17 protein-coding genes are annotated in these 17,764 nt (G+C 68.3%); 13 read left to right on the top strand and 4 right to left on the bottom strand.

The window, feature by feature from the left end; genetic code table 11:
* Entirely contained in the window at positions 1-720 is a 720-nt protein-coding gene (locus tag V5O46_RS14980; RefSeq protein WP_332885080.1) for a hypothetical protein, read from the bottom strand.
* A gap of 452 nt (positions 721-1,172) precedes the next feature.
* Here V5O46_RS14980 and V5O46_RS14975 point away from each other — a divergent pair, with 452 nt between their 5' ends.
* Positions 1,173-1,919: a hypothetical protein gene (locus V5O46_RS14975; protein ID WP_332885079.1), complete on the top strand. Its 747-nt coding sequence runs from the start codon at positions 1,173-1,175 to the stop codon at positions 1,917-1,919.
* Positions 1,920-2,271: 352 nt separating this feature from the next.
* Here the strand turns inward: V5O46_RS14975 and V5O46_RS14970 are convergent, their stop codons facing one another.
* A complete protein-coding gene (locus tag V5O46_RS14970) occupies positions 2,272-2,565 on the bottom strand; it encodes a GntR family transcriptional regulator (protein ID WP_332885078.1) in 294 nt (97 codons plus the stop codon).
* Between the two features lie 389 nt (positions 2,566-2,954).
* Here V5O46_RS14970 and V5O46_RS14965 point away from each other — a divergent pair, with 389 nt between their 5' ends.
* From V5O46_RS14965 to V5O46_RS14915, 11 genes are all read left to right on the top strand, one after another.
* Positions 2,955-3,302 (top strand): hypothetical protein, encoded by a 348-nt coding sequence (locus V5O46_RS14965; RefSeq protein WP_332885077.1) that lies wholly within the window; start codon positions 2,955-2,957, stop codon positions 3,300-3,302.
* 230 nt (positions 3,303-3,532) lie between these two features.
* Complete coding sequence (locus V5O46_RS14960; RefSeq protein WP_332885076.1) at positions 3,533-4,189, top strand: hypothetical protein; 657 nt, start codon at positions 3,533-3,535, stop codon at positions 4,187-4,189.
* Positions 4,190-4,245: 56 nt separating this feature from the next.
* Positions 4,246-5,232, top strand: a complete 987-nt coding sequence (locus tag V5O46_RS14955) for a hypothetical protein (protein ID WP_332885075.1) — start codon at positions 4,246-4,248, stop codon at positions 5,230-5,232.
* 220 nt (positions 5,233-5,452) lie between these two features.
* Positions 5,453-5,797: a hypothetical protein gene (locus tag V5O46_RS14950; RefSeq protein WP_332885074.1), complete on the top strand. Its 345-nt coding sequence runs from the start codon at positions 5,453-5,455 to the stop codon at positions 5,795-5,797.
* Between the two features lie 433 nt (positions 5,798-6,230).
* Positions 6,231-6,881 (top strand): hypothetical protein, encoded by a 651-nt coding sequence (locus tag V5O46_RS14945; RefSeq protein ID WP_332885073.1) that lies wholly within the window; start codon positions 6,231-6,233, stop codon positions 6,879-6,881.
* Positions 6,878-7,918 (top strand): hypothetical protein, encoded by a 1,041-nt coding sequence (locus V5O46_RS14940; protein WP_408648996.1) that lies wholly within the window; start codon positions 6,878-6,880, stop codon positions 7,916-7,918. The genes V5O46_RS14945 and V5O46_RS14940 overlap by 4 nt, the downstream gene beginning before the upstream one ends.
* Positions 7,919-7,958: 40 nt before the next feature.
* Positions 7,959-8,258, top strand: a complete 300-nt coding sequence (locus tag V5O46_RS14935) for a hypothetical protein (RefSeq protein WP_332885072.1) — start codon at positions 7,959-7,961, stop codon at positions 8,256-8,258.
* A 4-nt stretch (positions 8,259-8,262) separates the two neighbouring features.
* Positions 8,263-9,618: an AAA family ATPase gene (locus V5O46_RS14930; RefSeq protein WP_332885071.1), complete on the top strand. Its 1,356-nt coding sequence runs from the start codon at positions 8,263-8,265 to the stop codon at positions 9,616-9,618.
* Positions 9,619-9,627: 9 nt separating this feature from the next.
* The gene (locus V5O46_RS14925) at positions 9,628-10,041 is read left to right on the top strand and encodes a hypothetical protein (protein ID WP_332885070.1); all 414 of its coding nucleotides are present in this window, start codon (positions 9,628-9,630) and stop codon (positions 10,039-10,041) included.
* Positions 10,042-10,108: 67 nt separating this feature from the next.
* The gene (locus tag V5O46_RS14920) at positions 10,109-10,660 is read left to right on the top strand and encodes a hypothetical protein (RefSeq protein ID WP_332885069.1); all 552 of its coding nucleotides are present in this window, start codon (positions 10,109-10,111) and stop codon (positions 10,658-10,660) included.
* Between the two features lie 41 nt (positions 10,661-10,701).
* Positions 10,702-11,340 (top strand): hypothetical protein, encoded by a 639-nt coding sequence (locus tag V5O46_RS14915; protein ID WP_332885068.1) that lies wholly within the window; start codon positions 10,702-10,704, stop codon positions 11,338-11,340.
* 427 nt (positions 11,341-11,767) lie between these two features.
* On the opposite strand, the gene V5O46_RS14910 is transcribed toward V5O46_RS14915, so the two are convergent.
* Together V5O46_RS14910 and V5O46_RS14905 are read right to left on the bottom strand one after the other, a co-directional pair.
* Positions 11,768-12,298, bottom strand: a complete 531-nt coding sequence (locus V5O46_RS14910) for an HAD domain-containing protein (protein ID WP_332885067.1) — start codon at positions 12,296-12,298, stop codon at positions 11,768-11,770.
* A 129-nt stretch (positions 12,299-12,427) separates the two neighbouring features.
* A complete protein-coding gene (locus V5O46_RS14905) occupies positions 12,428-12,730 on the bottom strand; it encodes a WXG100 family type VII secretion target (protein ID WP_332885066.1) in 303 nt (100 codons plus the stop codon).
* A 337-nt stretch (positions 12,731-13,067) separates the two neighbouring features.
* Between V5O46_RS14905 and V5O46_RS14900 the strand changes: the two genes are divergently transcribed.
* Positions 13,068-17,741 carry an FtsK/SpoIIIE domain-containing protein gene (locus V5O46_RS14900; RefSeq protein ID WP_332885065.1) on the top strand — a complete coding sequence of 1,558 codons (4,674 nt, stop codon included), beginning with the start codon at positions 13,068-13,070 and terminating at the stop codon, positions 17,739-17,741.
* Positions 17,742-17,764: the final 23 nt, after the last annotated feature.

Genomic DNA, 17,764 nt, shown 5'->3' with positions numbered 1-17,764 from the left:
TTACTGCTGGGCGGGAATGACGACGAGGGCGACCTCACCGGCCGCCGCGGCCTGGGCGAGGGCGGCGGCTTCGGAGGCGTCCACGGTGAGGGTGACGGGGAGGTTGGTGCTGCTGACCACGTCGCTGCCGCTGTCGCCCTTGACCTTGCTGACCACGGCGCGGTCGACGAGCGGGGAGTCACTGCCTGACGAACCGGAGGAGCCGTCCTCGTCGCTGCTGGAGGCCTTGGTGCCGACTCGGTAGGCGGCGACGTTGTCCCCGGGCTTCAGGCCGTCCGGGTACTGCCCCTCCTTCAGGGCGAGGCCGACTGCCACCTTGCCCTGCTCCATGGCGGTCTTGCCGCCGAACATCTGCCCCACGAGGACCGTCTTCGCGTAGAGCGTGGACTTGGCCTGGAGCTTCATCAGCGAGCCACGCTGCTCCCACAGGACGAAGTCGGCGCCCGAATCGCCGTTCACCATCACCGGCTTGATGATGTCCTTGTTGATGGAGGAACCGGCGGGGACGTCCGCCGTCAGCTGGATGGCCTCGACCCGGTCGCCGGCACGGAGCACCAGCGTCGTGGCCCCGAGGGCACCGAGCAGAATCAGCAGCACCGCCAACGCGGCCAGCGCCGGCTTGCGCTCGCGGGGAGGTGTGGGAAGCCGGTCACCGACCGGCGGCTGAGCCGGAGCGGCGGCACGACCGGCGCCCGCCCCCGTACGCTCCTGGATCTTCACGCAACTGCTCCCCGTTACACCCAAGAAATTCTGCGAAATTACCTGCGAATTCGGACACTTCGCCCGCGCCCACGCCTCTCCCGACAGCCGGGAAATGCCGGACTTACCCGCCCGACCTGGGTGAATAGCCAGAGCAGGGGGCCAGTGTCAAGCCATCGGCACCGTATCAGCCGCACATAGGCCCCTCAAGGCAAGGCCGTTGTACCGGCTTCCACTCTCCCACCGTTTCTCTTCTGCAACTCGACAGGCAGGCAACCCCGTTGTCACGGCTACGCTACGGACTGCCCTCCTGTGCGGCAGCGAACCAGATACGCCCGTTCCCGACGGCCTCTCACGTGCTGTTCATCACGGCGTGGCCATGATGTCTGCACGATTCACTCACGAAGGTCCGGAACGACCATGCCATGATCTTCGCTCGGACCGGTGACGGTGCACACCACCAAGGAGCCCTCGTGAACCAAGTCCGTCTGGCCGCCACGGCTTCCGCCCTTTCCCTGCTCTCCCTGACCGCACTCACCGCGTGCGGCGGGAGCCAGGACGAAGGCGCGTCCCCGGGCGGCTCCCCCAAGGCAACGGCCTCGACCCCGGCGCCGGAGGAGAAGCCGCTCACCCCGGAGCAGCGCCTGGCCGAACTGATGGTCACCGCCGCCGACGTGGACGGCTTCACGGTGCAGGAACCCGGCGACGAGTTCCTCTTCGCCGAGTCCCCGGAGGAGGTGGAGCTCGACAGACCAGACTGCGCACCGCTCGCGTACGCGATGAACCAGCTCCCCCTCGGGACCCCGGACGCCGACCTCACGCGCGTACTGTCGGGTGACGAGGGCCTCAACGGCGCCCACACGTACATCACTCTCACCGCCTACGCATCCGGCGAAGGCGCGCGGTCCGCCCTGGCCGACGTGCGGAAGGCGGTGCAGTCCTGCGGCGAGGGCTTCACCGCCGAGGCGGGCGGCAACACCAGCGCGTACGACACGGTGACGGCGGAGGAGGCGACTCCGGGCGGCGACGAATCGATCGGCTTCGCCTCCACGATGAGCTTCCGGGGCGCCGACCACACCCTGCACACCGGGGTCGTCCGCAGCGGGGACGTCGTCGGGGTGTACTTCTCGGTCAACGGCCTCGCCATCACGAAGGCGCTCCCGAGCGACGCGAAGCTGCCGACGGCGGTGGTGCAGGCGCAGAACAAGAAGCTGGGGTGACCTCACCCGTACGGCACGTCCTGCCGGGCCCCGTCCCGCCACGGGCCCGGCAGGGACGGGTCACCGCCCGTCGTACTCACGTCCCACCTGCTCTGCCGCACGCCGCCGCACGTGCCCATCGCGACGGCTGCACCGAAGAGCGACACGAGAACCACACCGTACGAGCGGGCGCTCGGGCGGACGGGCGGACGGGCGGACGGGCGGACGGGCCACACCAGCCGGGTCGTAGCGCACCCGCAACGTGCCGCCCTCCGAAACCCAGTCGCCACAGCCACCGCCGGCACCCGGCACGCTGAACAGCAGCCACCGCATCACGTCGGCGTTCCGCCCACCCCGCGCCGCGCCCCCTCCGTCAGCTCTCCTGATCACCGTCTGCCGCGTCGTCACCATCGGCGGGGTACGCGACGAAGGTGCCCTTCGCGGGCAGCGTGACCACGAGGCCGCGTTCGCGGAGTTCACGGACGGCACGACGGGCGGTCAGGTAGGCAACCCCGTATTCGACACCCAGGTCCCGCTCACCAGGCAACCGAGCCCCTGGCCTCAGGTGACCCGACGCGATTCGGGCAGCAATGTGGTCGGCCACCTGCATATAGACGTACGCGATCTTGTTTGGATCGATCGGCGAATCGCCTGTGTCTGCTGCCATAAGAACCACGGTAAAACAGCTCTGAGCTGCAGCAATAGACGCATTGCTGCGCACTGCTATGCACTGACATGCGCAGCAATGTAGGCTTACTCGACGAAAGAAGACCCCGGCGACGGTGGTGGCCGTCCCGGGGCATGGCCAACGCTGCACAGGAGCGTCAACATGCTGGACCTTACCCTCCGCGCCCTCGCCCGGGCGCTGAGTCTCGCCACCCCACGCCCACGGGGCCGACACCGCGCAGGCGCCCTGCCGCCCCTCCGGTTCACCCCCACCCCACCACCGCCACCCCGCTTCACCGAGCTCCTCGACGGCACCGCATCCCGTCTCGTACGCCCCTACGTCTTAACTCCCGCCGAACTCCACGGCGCACGCGTCAAGGCGGCCGCCCGATGAGCCGCCGCCCGGCACTGCGCATGTGCACCCGCTGCGAGCGCATGACGGACGAACCGGTCGTGGTCCACGAGGTGCACGCCGCCACGGGCCCCGGCTTCAACATCTACGCCTGCCCGGACTGCGCCCCGCACTACCCGCCCATGACCGACCCGCTGGACCTCATCGAGTCCGCCCGCCACCATTCAAGGCTCACCCTCCACGCCGACAGGGCGGAAGCCGAAGCCACACCGCCCGACGACGAGGCCACCACCGGGCCCCACACCAGCCCCCTCACCTCACCGGCACCCTGCGCAACGGCGCACCCGCCTTGCAACTGCCGGAGGTGCACCACGCAAACGCAGTAGACAGCAGGCGGCAGGCAGACCCACCCCTGACACCCGGCCCCGGACGCACTGGCACGACGCATCCGGGGCGCCCATCCGTATGGCCACAATCACGTCGCAGAGCGCTTCGCCAACGCCCCCGGACACCCGAATTGCCCCGGTTCCCGGGTCAGTTCGCTCTGGCGAAACCAGGAACCCCACCGATACCGTCATAGCTCTCGACTGAATCTTTGTCTCACGGGGAGTCCACAGTGAAGCGCCGATCTTTGCCCGTTGCCGCCGCACTCACGGCAGCGGCAGCCCTGCTGCTGACGGCCTGCGGCAACGAGGACGACAAGGCCGGCGACAACGACAAGATCGCGGGAGCCGAGACCGGTGACACCACCGCGTCAGCAAGTCCCAGCGCCAGTGCACCGGCCGGAGCCGACCGGCCCACGATCAAGCTGCCGAAGGACATGACGAACGTCTTCGAGGGCGGCGAGACCGGCGACCCCGTCAAGGATGCGATCCTCCGCGACAGCCAGGGACGCATCAACTCACTCGACGAGGCCATCCACACCCGCTCTCTCGAGCGACCCTCGTTCGGCTTCTACTCCACCGGCAAGGCCGCCCGCTCGGCTGCCGTGTGGGTCCAGGGATTCTTCGACGACGGCATCACCTGGACCGGAACCGTCCGCTACTACGACCACAAGGTCTCCGTCGAGGGCGAGGACAGGGCCACGCTCTCGTACTGCTCGGACGAATCCAAGGCGTACAACAAGGACCTCAAGACGGGAAAGACTTCGGGTGAGGTCGACAACCCCGTCGATTCCCTGGTCTTCTACACCACCCGGCTGGCGAAGAACGACAAGGGTGTCTGGCAGACCACCGATGTGTTCTCGAAGAGGGGGGCTTCGCAGTGCCAGTAGTCCGGCGAGCCTCCATAGTGTGGCCAACCCTGGCCGCAGCCGTCGCGCTCTCCCTCGTGCCCCAGTCCGCATGGGCGGGAGGCAGCCGAGGATCGGGCGGGGCGACCGAGAATCCGCCCGCCACACCATCCGGCGGTGCGGACGGCAACAACATCCATGCCAGCGTCGTTCAGTACGACGACTCGAAGAACGGATCCGGGGGAGCCACCGGCCCCGTCGCTCCAGTGGGAGATTGGGATCCTCCCGCCTGCTGGTACGAGCCGAGGTGGACGCCCGAGGAGTTCGAGGAGGAGTTCCGGCGGCGCTGGGACGTGCCGCACTTCAGCGGGGCCGGCGAGGCCCACGCGATGGACCAGGACCGCTACATCAATGGCGAACCCTACGACGACTTCAACAAGGAGAAGTCCGGCGAGGGCATGTGGTGGGAGATGGTCCGGGACGAGCGCCGAGCAGAGGAGGGAGACCCGGCCGCATTCGCCTGCGAGGAACCGACATTCTGGGTGGACAACGGTGACGCGCCCCAGGTGGAGAACGCCATCACGCCGGAGATCCTGGCACAGCTCGCTTACAACAGGATCAAGGTGCCGGGCACCGAAGTCACCCTCCGCCCGCAGCAGGCAACCAAGGTGAACCTCCCGACCTGGGCCTGGCTCGACAAGGCCACCTTCAAGGAAGTCTCGGTCACCGCCTCCCTCAATGCCGGCGGGGTGAACATCTCGGCGACCACCACCGCCAAGCCCGTCTCCCTGAAACTGGAACCCGGCACCAACGACGCCGAGACCTACCCCGCCTCCGGCGAATGCACGATCAGCGACGACGGCTCGATCGGCGAGCCCTATGCCGACGGCAAGGCCGACGAGACCCCGTCCTGCGGCCTCAAGTACCTCAGAGCCTCCGGAGACGCCGGCTACAACCTCCAGGCAACCGTCACCTGGGACATCACCTGGGAAGGCACGGGTGGCGCAGGTGGCGACCTGCCAGACGGCACCTTCGGCAACGACCAGCAAGTCATCGTCCAGGAGATCCAGGCCATCAACCGCTGAGACCCCGTAGATGGCAGTCCCCCACGGCTTGAGCGGCGGGCCGCTGCCCCGCACTCCCACGCAGATGCGGCTGTCTGGCACGGTGACGGCAGTCGCGACGTAGTGAAGGCTGCCGGGACTCGGCATGGTCCCGGACCCGGTCAAGGGCGACGATCATGAGGGCCCCGCAAGGTGTTTCAGCGGTTCCGGCCGTCTGGTCGAGCAAGAGAAGGAGCAGCCCATGGCATGGGTGGTGGGAGCGGGAATGCTCCTGAGCGCATTGGCGGTCACGGTCGGCATCATCACGCTCCGGACCGGATGGATCCCGCCCCTGGCGCGCGGCCACGTGCGCAGGCCCAAGCTCTACGGTCTCGGTGTTCTGGCCATGGGCCTGTCGCCCTTGCTCCCCGGTCTTTTCTACTTCGACGTCCTGCCGGGAGCTTCCTGGGACCTGCGCTTCTTCGGAATGAACGCCTTCGTGCTCGTCGGCCTTCTTCTCATCGCCGCGAGTCAACTGATGCCGGTGAGGCGCCCTTCGCCGACCCACGAGGTCCTGGGCGATGCGGCCTCACCGGACCGGGGGTAGCAGAGCCGGGCAAGGCACCTACTCCGGCGGCGTCCACGGCACACCCATCGCAGCCAAGCGGGGGCCTGACGGTGAACTGCTCAGCCCTCCGCCGTGACCTTCGCTAGCGCGTTCAAAGAGTGTCGCAAAAGGGCGGCCCCCGGCCACACCGGCACCCTGCACCCTGCACAAGGACCCACCCTGTACCTGCCGGAGGCGCACCAGGCCGCAGCGCTGAACCCACACAGCCCACGATCGGCGGCCCGGAGGCACGACACGACGGCGTCGGGGACCGTCACCTATATGGGCACGATCACGTCGCAGAGCAGGTGGACAACACCCCCGTACACACCAATTGCCCATGTTCTCAGGCCAGTTCGCTCTGGTGAAACCAGGAACCCCACCGATACCGTCAGAGCTCTCGACTGAATCTTTGTCTCACGGGGAGTCCACAGTGAAGCGCCGATCTTTGCCCGTTGCCGCCGCACTCACGGCAACGGCAGCCCTCCTGTTGACGGCCTGCAGCAGCGGAGACGACAAGGCAGGGGACAACGACAAGATTGCCGGCGCCGATCAGGGCGGTGAGGCTAGCAGCCCTTCGCCACGCACCGCGCCCTCGCCGGAGCGCCCTAGGATCTCGCTGCCCGGCGACGTCAAGAACGTCTTCGACGGCTGGACGATCGGAGACCCTGGCAAGGACGCCGTCCTGGCAGACGTCAAGCAGCGCATCAACGCAACCGACGCAGCCATAGCAGCTGGGGACCCCGATGCCGAAACCCTCGGCCTCTACTACAAAGGGGAAGCCCTCGTCGGGGTCGCCGAGTGGGTCCAGGGCTACGTGGACGACGGCAAGTCGATCACCGGCACCGTGCGCTTCTACAAGCCCGACCTCGTGATGGTCGACAAGGACACTGCCGCCTTCGCCTACTGCGCCGACGAGACCAAGGCCTTCGACAAGGACCGCAAAACCGGCAAGGCCGACCAGAACGCTGTGACCGACGACGCGTACGTCGCATACAACACCCGGGTGGAGAAGAACCAGGACGGGGTCTGGCAGACCTCCAGCCTCCTCTCGGAGAGGGGCAACGCGAAGTGCACTCCGTGACTCAGCGGCGCGGTGTCCTCCTGGCGGCTTTAGCTGCGACCGCCATGGCCCTCATCCCTGCCATTGCGTACGCCGAGCGCGGAGGCGGCCGGTCACAAGGCGATTCAACGGAAACGAGCGGCACTCAGTCCGGACGAAGTATCGCGTCCACGGTCCGTTACACCGGCAGCACGGTCGGCAGGGGCGACAGCGCCTCGCGAAGTCTCAAGCCCGCGGGAAACTGGAGCCCGCCGGCCTGCTGGTACGAACCACGCTCGGCGGAGGAGTTCTCGGAGTACGTAGAAGCCGCCTATTCGGAAACGGTCAATACGCCCGGGCAGCACGGCTATGCCAAGACGACCGTCGGCGAGTTCCGCGACAGGTACAAGGACAGCGAGTACGAGAACTACAACCTCGAGAAGGCGGACGAGGGCTACTGGTGGGTCGCGGTCCGTGACAAGGACCGCTGGATGGAACCGGAGGCCCAGGTGTGCGACATGCCGCCGTTCTGGGTGGAGAACGGCGATGCCCCGCCCGTAGAGAACGCCATCACGCCGCAGATTCTCGCCGAACTCGCCTACAACCGCGTTCAACTACCCCCCACCGAAGTAGCTCTCGCCCCCGACGCAGCCACCAAGGTCAACCTTCCGACCTGGGTCTGGCTCGACGAGGCAACCTTCAAGGAGGTCTCCGTGACCGCCTCGCTGGACGTGGGCGGGCTTGACATCCAAGCGACGACAACGGCCAAGCCGGTCTCTCTGAAGCTGGAGCCCGGCACCGCCGACGCCGAGACCTACCCCTCCTCCGGCGAGTGCACGATCAACACCGACGGCGTCTCGATCGGCGAGCCCTACGCCGACGGCAAGGCCGACGAGACCCCGCCATGCGGCGTCAGGTACCTGCGCTCCTCCGGCGAAGGCACCTTCAAGCTGCAGGCCACCATCACGTGGGACATCACCTGGGAAGGCACGGGCGGCACGGGCGGCGACCTGCCCGACGGGACATTCGGGAACGACCAGGCGGTGACAGTCCAGGAGATCCAGGCCGTAAACCGGTGATCATAGATTCGCCACACCACATGCACAGGGAGACTCATCAGTGGCAGACCCGGACCTGACGGTCGACTTCGCCTTCCTCGCAGACTGCGAGCGCAAGCTCAGCCAGCTCAAGAAGACCTTCGAGGACATCGAGAACCGCCGGGACGACATGAAGGAGCACTGGGGGTCCGGGGCCGTCGCCGGAGCCATGGAGGACTTCGTCGACAACTGGGACGACTACCGCACCAGACTCATCGAGTCGATCGAATCGGTCGGCAAGCTCGTGGCCGGCAGCAAGAAGGCGTTCGAGGATCTCGACGACGAGCTGGCCAAGGCGAACAAGAAGAAGCAGAAGAAGTGACGCCATGACACCGACATCCAAGCGCCGTCCGGTGGACTGGCAGCCGCTGTGCGAATCCGACCCCGTCCCCGGCGATCCGGAGGAGATCCGAGCCGAGGTCAAGCACATGGTCTCGGTCGCCAAGAAGCTCCGGGACCAGGCCAAGAATCTCAAGGCGATCAGCGACGACGAGACCCTCAAGGGCAAGTACGTAAAGGCCCTGCGCGACCAGTCGTCCACGCTGGAGAAGCACATGCGGGAGGTGGCCGGGCGGTACGAGCGCGTGCACGGCCATCTGACCAAGTGGTCGAACGAGCTGGAGGACTTCCAGAGCGACGCCGACAAACTCCTGCGCCAGGCCAAGGAGAAGCAGGAGGAGGTCGAGGCCGACAAGGCCAAGAAGGCCGCCTCGGAGGACAAGGACGTCCCCCACGCGCCTCCCAGCGGCACCAGTTCCGCCGACGACCCCCTCCAGCCGCACCGAACCCGCCTGCACACCCTCACCGGCGACCGGAGTACCCGCGCCAGCCACTATGCCGGGAAGATCCGCGACGAGATCGACGACGTGATCGAGGACTCGTTGTGGGACGACGTCAAGGGCTGGGTCCATGACCATGCGGACGGGATCAAGGCGTTCATCGATGTTCTCGGCTGGGTCGCGACGTTCGCGGGCTTTCTGGCGCTCGCCATTCCCGGTCTGAACCTGCTCGTCCTTGGCATCGCGGCGCTCACGATCGGGCTCAGACTCCTGCTGGTGGCATCCGGCGACGCCACCTGGACGGATGTCATCTTCGACGTCGTGGGTGGGCTACTCGTCGTGGGTGGCCTCGGGACCGCCGCGAAGCTCGCCACTGGCGCCAAGGCCACCGTGGGCGCCGCTCAGGCCGCCCGGACCGCTGGCCTGAGCCGAGGGCTCAGGGGCGTCAAGGGCATCATGGACGACATGGGACGGCTGATGTCCAGAATGCCGGCAGGGGCGGGGCGACAGGTAATCGGTGCGGCCCGTAACGGCATACGCAAGTCCATCTCCCAGAACGTCGGCCTGGTGGTCAAGGGGCCTCTACGGGTCAGCCCCCTGTCGACCCTGTTGCACCTCGGTGATAAGGAAATGGCCGGCATGGCCAAGATGCTGAAGGCGAATAAGGCCGCCTTCCCGGAGGCTGCCGGGGCCGCCGCGGACCGTGCGTACAAGTCCTACCAGGTGGGCCTCGGCATCGCATGGACCGGCATGGGGATGGACATCGTGGACAAGGTCCTCGGCAAGAGCGACATGACAAGCTGGACCCACGAGAACCTCGGGACCGGTGAAAAACCATACAACGAGGGCTACTCCGACTGGAAGGACAACACCCTGAAGCCCGCCCCCGACACTCACTGGTGAGGAACGATCATGGATCTGCACTCGGCGCAACGCATTGTCGGAGCCGAAGCCGCCCGCACGGGACTCGGCACTGGCCCTAACCGGCGTCTCAGGCTGACTTTGTTCATCGGAATGCCGCTGGCTTTTCCGGTGATCGGAATCATGATCCTCGTGCCAGAATTCCTGAGGAACGACGTTCTTTACGTCTATGAGGCCGGGATCATCGGCTGCCTCCTCCATTATGTCTGGGTCTTCGCGAAGTACCCCCGATATGCAGGCCGTCCGCCCTACCTCACACGAGATCTCGCTATGGGTGGCGGCTTCTTCCTGCCTTCTTTGATGCTCGGCTTCTGGCCGGGCATCATCGCCGCCCCGGCGTGGGCGTTCTTCGTGGGCGTTGCCTATGCCGTGGAAGTGACGCGGGGGCGCAATGGCCACCGCTGAGCACCGTCGAGCCCCGAACGGCTTCAACCTCGTGCCGCCACCTGGCTGGGACGTAATTCCACTACGTATGGGCACCAAGGAAGCGGTGGACCGCATCGTCCGCAAGGCCGTCGCACAACTGCCCGTCGGCTTTCCCAAGGACGACATTCCGAAGGCCCGGCTGAAGCTCACTCAGGAGATGCAGAAGGTCATCCGCCGGGCCAGGGCCAAGGGGGGAATGACCCTCTACCTCCCCACGGAACGACTCCACGGCGTCGCGCTGCCCGTCTCGATCGTGGCCTCCGAGCCGATCGAGATTCCGCGGGTCAGGCCTAACAGCGGCCCGGACGTGGTCCTGGCCGCGCTCGCGTCCGTCACGCCCGGTGCGGAGTCGCGGGAGCTCGACGACACCGCGGCCCTGCGCTCGGAGCGAGACGTACCCGCCGACGCCGCCAAGGGCGTCGACGTCGCTCACCGCCGGGTCGAGTACTTCGTTCCCGTCCCGGACAGCGTCCCCGACCAGTACCTCACCTTCTCCTTCAGCGCCCTGATCGCGCCCGGCTCGGATCCCACTTTCTACGACACCCTCGTGGAGTTGTTCGATGCCGTGATGGGCACCTTCCGCTGGAGCTATGCCTGAAGGCTCCCCCCTGCCGTGCCCCCCGAAGAAAGAGACCACTCATGTCCGAAGGCACCCTGTGGAGCACCGAACTCGGCGCTCTTCACATCGACACGGATGCCAATAAGGGCCTTTGGGGCTATCTCTGGCTCCAGATGGACAAGAAGACCTTTAAGGAATGGCTGGACGCATCCCTGGCCGACCTGGCCGCCGCACACGACATCGAACTCACCCGCAAACTCCGACGATTCCACAAGAGTTTCTACGAGCAGACGATCACCACCCTCCGAGACAAACTCCAGGCCGACGAGGCGTTCATCTACCACCCCGTTCCACTGACGTACATGCCGCTGGTGATGCACGCCACCCGCCTCCACTGCGAGGCCCGTGACGCGGCCTCCTGCGAGGGAGTCACGGCGCTCACAGCGCCGCACCCGGACATCCCCGAATGGCAGCAGCGAACCGGCAGCGTGCCGTTCGAATCTCCGCACCTGGGCGCGGACGGGGTCCGGGTCACCCGCTCCTACCCTGCGGACAGCACCATCATGATGACCTCGGTGACGTACCATTGGCACACCCCGCCCGGCCTCCCCGATGTTCTGTTCCGTGGCCACCACGACGATCCGGAAGTGATCGCCGCGGCGATGGAGGCACTGGACGACTTCGCGCGGACGCTCCGGCTTCCCGGGACGGCTCACTGACCGGCGCCGCCGGGGGCGGACTCGAGCGGTGAGACTCTCGCCGACCCACACGACCTGATCAGCGCCGGCCGGCGGCCGGAGGCACCTCACTGGTACTTGCCCTGGCCTCCTGGCCCTGGCCCTGGCCCTCGCAGCCGAGCCCTTCGACCTGCCCGCATCACCGGCCCTCTACGACAAGGTCCATGCCGAGGATCGGGCTCTCGAAGCCATCGGCATCATCTGGGCGCTGCTCGCGATACCCATCGGCGGCCTTCTGCAGACCCCCGTGGCACGGCTGAGCGCGGCGCGGATCGCAGCGGGTTGGGCCCTGCTGGCCCGGCTACTGGCCGTACTCCCTGCTCCTGGCGGTCGCCAACTGGCAGGTGCAGGACCTCTTCCCACCACACGACGGCCCCGGGAAGAGCGGCGGACTGCTCGACGCCACGCCTCACAAGCTGCGCAACCAGTCGTCCAGGACGACGAAATCCGCGTCGGTCAGCCCGTGACGAGGATCGACTCGAACTAGCAGTGCCCGGTCTCCACGGCGCGTGGCGATCCACGCCCGGTCTCTGTCGGTGATCTCGTCGTCAACCCAGGCGAACGCCCTTCGTCCCGCCCACTCGAGGAGCGGACGCGTCTTCCAGTGCAGCCCCGCACGCACGTCTCGTTCCTCCTCCTCGGACGGGACCGGCCACTCCACGACGGGCAGCTCGGGCAGCCCGAGTCGTGGTGCAATGCACGAGTTCGCGTCAGCCATCCACGTGGTTGCCCAGACCAGGTCGCACGGAAGGGCCGCCAGTCTGGCTCCGTGATCGGGACTGAGTCTGTCGAGAAGTGGGTTCGATGCCGCACTCGAGGACTCGTGTCCCATTCGGAATTCCCGGCGTACCGGCTTCCGCTCGTGCGCCGGTGCACCGAACGGGATGAGTGGTCCGTCAACGTCGAGAAAGAGAAGGGGGCGCTCTGCGGAACCAGTCACTGCCGCACGATAGCGGTGCATGGCCGCGGGTGCGCCGCAGTCGTGGGTACGGATCGCCTCTCGCGGTCTGTGGGTGGTCGGCACCCGTGCCGGCCGCCCACAGACCGCTTCCGGCTGCTGCCGCGCGGCCTACTTGCTGCGCGCCTGCTTCGCCAGTTCGTCGTCGATCTGCTCGAACTTGTCGGCGGCCGTGGTCAGGTAGTCGCCCATGCCGTCCAGGCCGTCCAGCGTGGTCTTGGCACCGTTGGTGAACTCGTCGAAGTTCTCGTCGAAGGCCTTGGACGAGCTCTTCGTGACGTAGCCGGACTGGACCAGGTTGCTGATGTACTTGCGGAGGCCGTCGAGCTTCTCCTGGAGCTTCTCCTTCTCCTTCACGACATGCTTGGCAGCTTCCCGCATGTCCTGATATGTGATGTCAAGGTCCTTGGCCATGAAGCCGCTCCCTCTCAACACGCCGCAGGGCCAACCCCCGTGGCTCCCTGTTTGCGGACCGGACCGGCCCGGCGCAACGGGCCCGCTGGGCGCACGTGACCGCCGGTGTGATCGTCCGTTCTTGTGGCAGCAGCTTACGGGGGTGGCTTGTGGTGTCACATCCCCACCGCGTCAGCGTGCGGTCGCGGAGCCGTCACAGGACCCGCCCTCGCGTTGCCTTCGGGAACGAACGTCATGCCGCCTCCCCATTGCCCCGCCCCGACGCCCAGCGGATATCGTCGCTTCGACTGTGCGGCCGCATTGCGGAAGCGGCCACGGGGGCCTGGGGAGGACAAGCGTGCGCCTGACTCTGACCGTCGTCGACCCGTTCGGCGGGGGCACCGCCGACGTCGTGCTCGACGCCGATCCTGAGTCCACCGTGGGGGACATCTCCGCGGAGTTGGCCCGGCAGGTCGGCGCCGCGGGCGGTGCGCAGGTGATCCCCATCGGGCAGCAGCGGCGCGGCGGCGGTGTCCCCGCCGGCAACGCGCCCCTGGTCTACGTCGACGGGTACGCGGTCGACCCCTCCGCCACCGTCATCGGGTCGCCGCTGCGCGACGGCGCCGTCGTCAGTCTGCAGGATCCCGGCGGATGCCTGCCCGGGGAGCCGAGCGGGCTGGTGGAGGTGCGGGTCGTCGGGGGACCGGGCGCCGGGTTCGTGCACCGGCTCGGGGTCGGCAAGTACGACATCGGCAGCGGGGCCGCCTCGTACATCCGTATCGACGATCCCGAACTGGACGAGCGCGCACTCACCCTCGCCGTGGCCACCGACGGGACCTGCCGGCTCACCGTGCACTCCGACAAGGAGACCGTCACCCTCGACGGCGAGTCCGTCGGAGGCAAGGAGGAGAAGGAGACGAAGGGAAAGAAGAAGGAGAAGAAGAGGGGTGGGAGCAGCACCGGCAGCGGCGCGGGCCGGGGCAGTGGTGGCGGCGACAGCTCCGCCTGGCCGCTCGGTGCGCAGGTCGCCGTCGGGAACAGTCTCGTCGAGCTCGCCCGGTACTCCCCGCCCGACGCCGCGCTCAAGTGGTCGGACGACGGGATCGGGCTGGACTACAACCGCCCGCCGCGGCTGCGGCCGCCGGAGCGGCAGACGAAGTTCCGGTTGCCGTCGTCGCCGCGTGAGTTCGAGGCGCGGCCGCTGCCCTGGCTGATGGCGCTGACACCGCTGGTCGGTGCGGTGGTGTCCGCGATGATCTTCCAGCGCTGGTACTACCTGATCATCGCGGGCCTGAGTCCGTTCATCCTCTTCGCGCAGTACTTCAACGACAAGAAGCACGGCCGCAAGTCGCACGCCAAGCAGGTCAGGGAGTACAAGGAACAGAAGGCGCGGATCGAGCAGGACGCGCAGGACGCGCTGGTCGTCGAGCGGAACGACCGGCGGCATGCCGTTCCGGATCCCGCGACCGTGCTGTCCGTCGGGACCGGGCCGCGAACCCGGTTGTGGGAGCGGCGGCGCACCGACCCGGATCACCTGCTGCTGCGGTTCGGCACCGGGCGGCTGCCCTCGGAGGTCGTGCTCGACGATCCCGAGCAGGACGACCATCGCCGTGAAGTGACCTGGAGGATCGAGGACGCGCCGGTCGCCCTCTCCCTGCGCGGGCTCGGGGTCATCGGGGTCGCCGGGCCGGGGGACTCGGCGCGCGCACTCGGGCGGTGGGCCGTCGCCCAAACGGCCGCGCTGCACAGCCCGATGGACGTGCAGTTCTATGTGCTGAGCGAGAACTCCGCGCAGGAGTCCTGGGACTGGGTGCGGTGGCTGCCGCACGCCCGCCCGTCCGGCGGGCAGGACGTGAACGTGCTGATCGGCACCGACGCCGAGACCGTCGGCGCCCGGATCGGCGAGCTGACGCAGATCCTCGACGCGCGGAAGAAGGCCGCCGAGGAGAACCGGTCGCAGGGCACCTCGTTCAGCGACCCGGACATCGTCGTCGTATGGGACGGGTCGCGGCGATTGCGGTCGCTGCCGGGTGTGGTGCGGCTGCTGCGCGAGGGTCCGGCCGTGTCCATGTTTGCGGTGTGCCTCGATGCCGAAGAGCGGTTTCTGCCCGGCGAGTGCCAGGCGTTCGTCGTCGCCGAGCCCCAGGCCGAGGAGACCGACCGGACTCCTCAGGTGCGGGAGGCACAGCAGGTCGCCGGGGGGTTCCCGTCCTTCCAGGCCTGGCACACCGGCGGCCGGCAGCCGCAGCGCCCGGAACCGGAGCGGGAGCGGCAGAAGCTGCGGCTGCGGGTGGAGGAGGCCGGGGCGGAGCGGCTCACCGGTGTGCGGCCCGACTTCGTCACGGGTGCCTGGTGTCTGCGGATCGCCCGGTCGCTCTCCCCGCTGCGCGACATCAGCGGGGAGACGGAGGACTCGGCGCTGCCCGGTTCCAGCCGGCTGCTGGACGTCCTGCAGCTGGAGCCGCCGACGAGCGAGGCGATCGCGGCCCGGTGGCGGACGGGCGGACAGTCGACACTCGCGGTGATCGGCGAGTCGTACGACGGCCCGTTCGGGATCGACATGCGCAAGGACGGGCCGCACGGTCTGATCGCCGGTACCACCGGTTCCGGCAAGTCGGAGCTGCTGCAGACCATCGTGGCCGCGCTGGCCGTCGCCAACACCCCCGAGAACATGACGTTCGTGCTCGTCGACTACAAGGGCGGCTCGGCGTTCAAGGACTGTGTGAAGCTGCCGCACACGGTCGGCATGGTGACGGACCTCGACGCCCATCTCGTGGAGCGCGCGCTGGAGTCGCTGGGCGCCGAGCTGAAGCGGCGTGAGCACATCCTCGCCGCCGCCGACGCCAAGGACATCGAGGACTACCAGGATCTGGTGCGGCGGGATCCGTCGCACGCTCCGGTGCCCCGGCTGCTCATCGTCATCGACGAGTTCGCGTCGATGGTGCGGGATCTGCCGGACTTCGTGACCGGGCTGGTCAACATCGCCCAGCGAGGGCGGTCCCTCGGGATCCATCTGCTGCTCGCCACACAGCGGCCCAGCGGCGTCGTCTCCCCAGAGATCCGTGCCAACACCAACCTCCGCATCGCACTGCGCGTCACCGACGCCGGAGAGTCGACCGACGTCATCGACTCGCCGGAGGCCGGGCACATCGCGAAGAGCACGCCGGGCCGTGCCTACGCCCGGCTCGGGCACGCCTCGCTCGTCCCGTTCCAGTCGGGGCGGGTCGGTGGCCGCCGGCCGGGTGCCGCGGACCCGGCCGCGCTGGCGCCCTGGGTAGGGCCGCTGTCCTGGGAGGATCTGGGCCGGGCGGCCCTGGCCAAGCCGAAGACCGAGGCCCGCGAGGACGACGAGATCACCGACCTGAAGGTCTTGGTGGACGCCGTGCGCGACGCCAACCGGGCGCTCGCCATCCCTGCCCAGCACAGCCCCTGGCTGCCGGCGCTGGACGAGACGCTGCTGCTGGACGACATCGAGGTGCCCTCGCCCGTCCCCGCGCCGGGCAAGCTGCCACCCGCGCCGTACGGCATCGAGGATCTGCCCTCCGACCAGGCTCGCCGCCCGGTCGTGGTGGACTTCTCCTCGTTCGGGCACCTGATGATCGGCGGTGCGCCGCGCAGCGGCCGTTCCCAGGTGCTGCGCACCATCGCGGGTTCCCTCGCCCGTACCCACTCCACCGCCGACGTCCACCTCTACGGCATCGACTGCGGCAACGGCGCCCTGAACGCGCTGACCCGGCTGCCGCACTGCGGCGCGGTCGTCGGCCGCAACCAGACCGAGCGCGTGGTGCGGCTGGTCAACCGGCTCAAGGGCGAGCTGTCGCGGCGTCAGGATCTGCTGGCCGAGAAGGGCTTCGCCGACATCGGTGAGCAGCGTGCCGCGGTCGCCGAGGACGAGCGACTGCCGCACATCGTGGTGCTGCTGGACCGCTGGGAGGGCTGGGTGCCCACCCTCGGCGAGATCGACCACGGCTCACTCACGGACGAGCTGCAGACGATGATGCGCGAGGGCGCCAGCGTCGGCATCCACCTGGTCCTGACCGGCGACCGCACGCTGCTGGTCGGCCGGATCGCAACGCTCACTGAGGACAAGTACGGACTGCGCCTCGCCGACCGCAGCGACTTCTCCTCGCTCGGCATCCCGGCCCGCAAGGTGCCCGAGGAGATCCCGCCGGGCCGCGGCTTCCGCAACGAGGCCGGTACGGAGACGCAGTTCGCGCTGCTCGCCGAGGACACCACCGGTCAGGGGCAGGCGGCGGCGCTGACCGCAATCGGCGAGTCCGCCGCGGCCCGCGATACCGAGGTGCCGCGCGTCCGGCGCCCGTTCCGGGTGGACAGCCTGCCCAGCCGCATCTCCTTCGCGGAGGCCTGGGAGATGCGCGACCCGGAGGCGTCCGGCTCCAGGCTGTGGGCGCTGGCCGGTATCGGCGGCGACGAGATCGTCGGGTTCGGCCCCGATCTCGCGGAGGGCGTCCCGACGTTCGTCATCGGCGGTCCCGCCAAGTCCGGCCGCTCGACGGTCCTGATGAACATCGCCCACTCGCTGCTGGCGCAAGGCACCCGGCTGGTCGTCGCCGCACCCCGGCAGTCTCCGCTGCGTTCCCTCGACGGCACCGACGGCGTGCTGAAGGTGTTCACCGGCGACGACATCGACGAGGACGACTTCGAGGAGCTCATCGACGAGGCTTCGCCTTCACGTGAGGAGCCGGTCGCCGTGCTCGTCGACGACGCCGAGATCCTGGAGGACTGCGACGCCGAGAAGCACCTGAAGAAGATCGTCTCGCGCGGCGCCGAACGCGGCCTCGCCCTCGTCATCGCCGGTGACGAGGAGGACGTGTGCAGCGGCTTCTCCGGCTGGCAGGTGGACGCCAAGAAGGCCCGCCGCGGCATCCTGCTCTCCCCGCAGGAGTCCTCCAGCGGCGACCTCATCGGGCTGCGCCTGTCCCGCAGCATGGTCGGCGGCCAGGTCAGCCCCGGCAAGGGCATGCTGCACCTCGGGGACGGTGAGCTGCGGACGGTCGTGGTGCCGGGGTGAGTGCCCCGGTCCGTGCCCCGGGC

Source organism: Streptomyces poriticola (assembly GCF_036689765.1).
Lineage (GTDB): Bacteria > Actinomycetota > Actinomycetes > Streptomycetales > Streptomycetaceae > Streptomyces > Streptomyces poriticola.
Note: the sequence above shows the minus strand (reverse complement) of the source record. Positions and strands in the feature narration are given on the sequence as shown.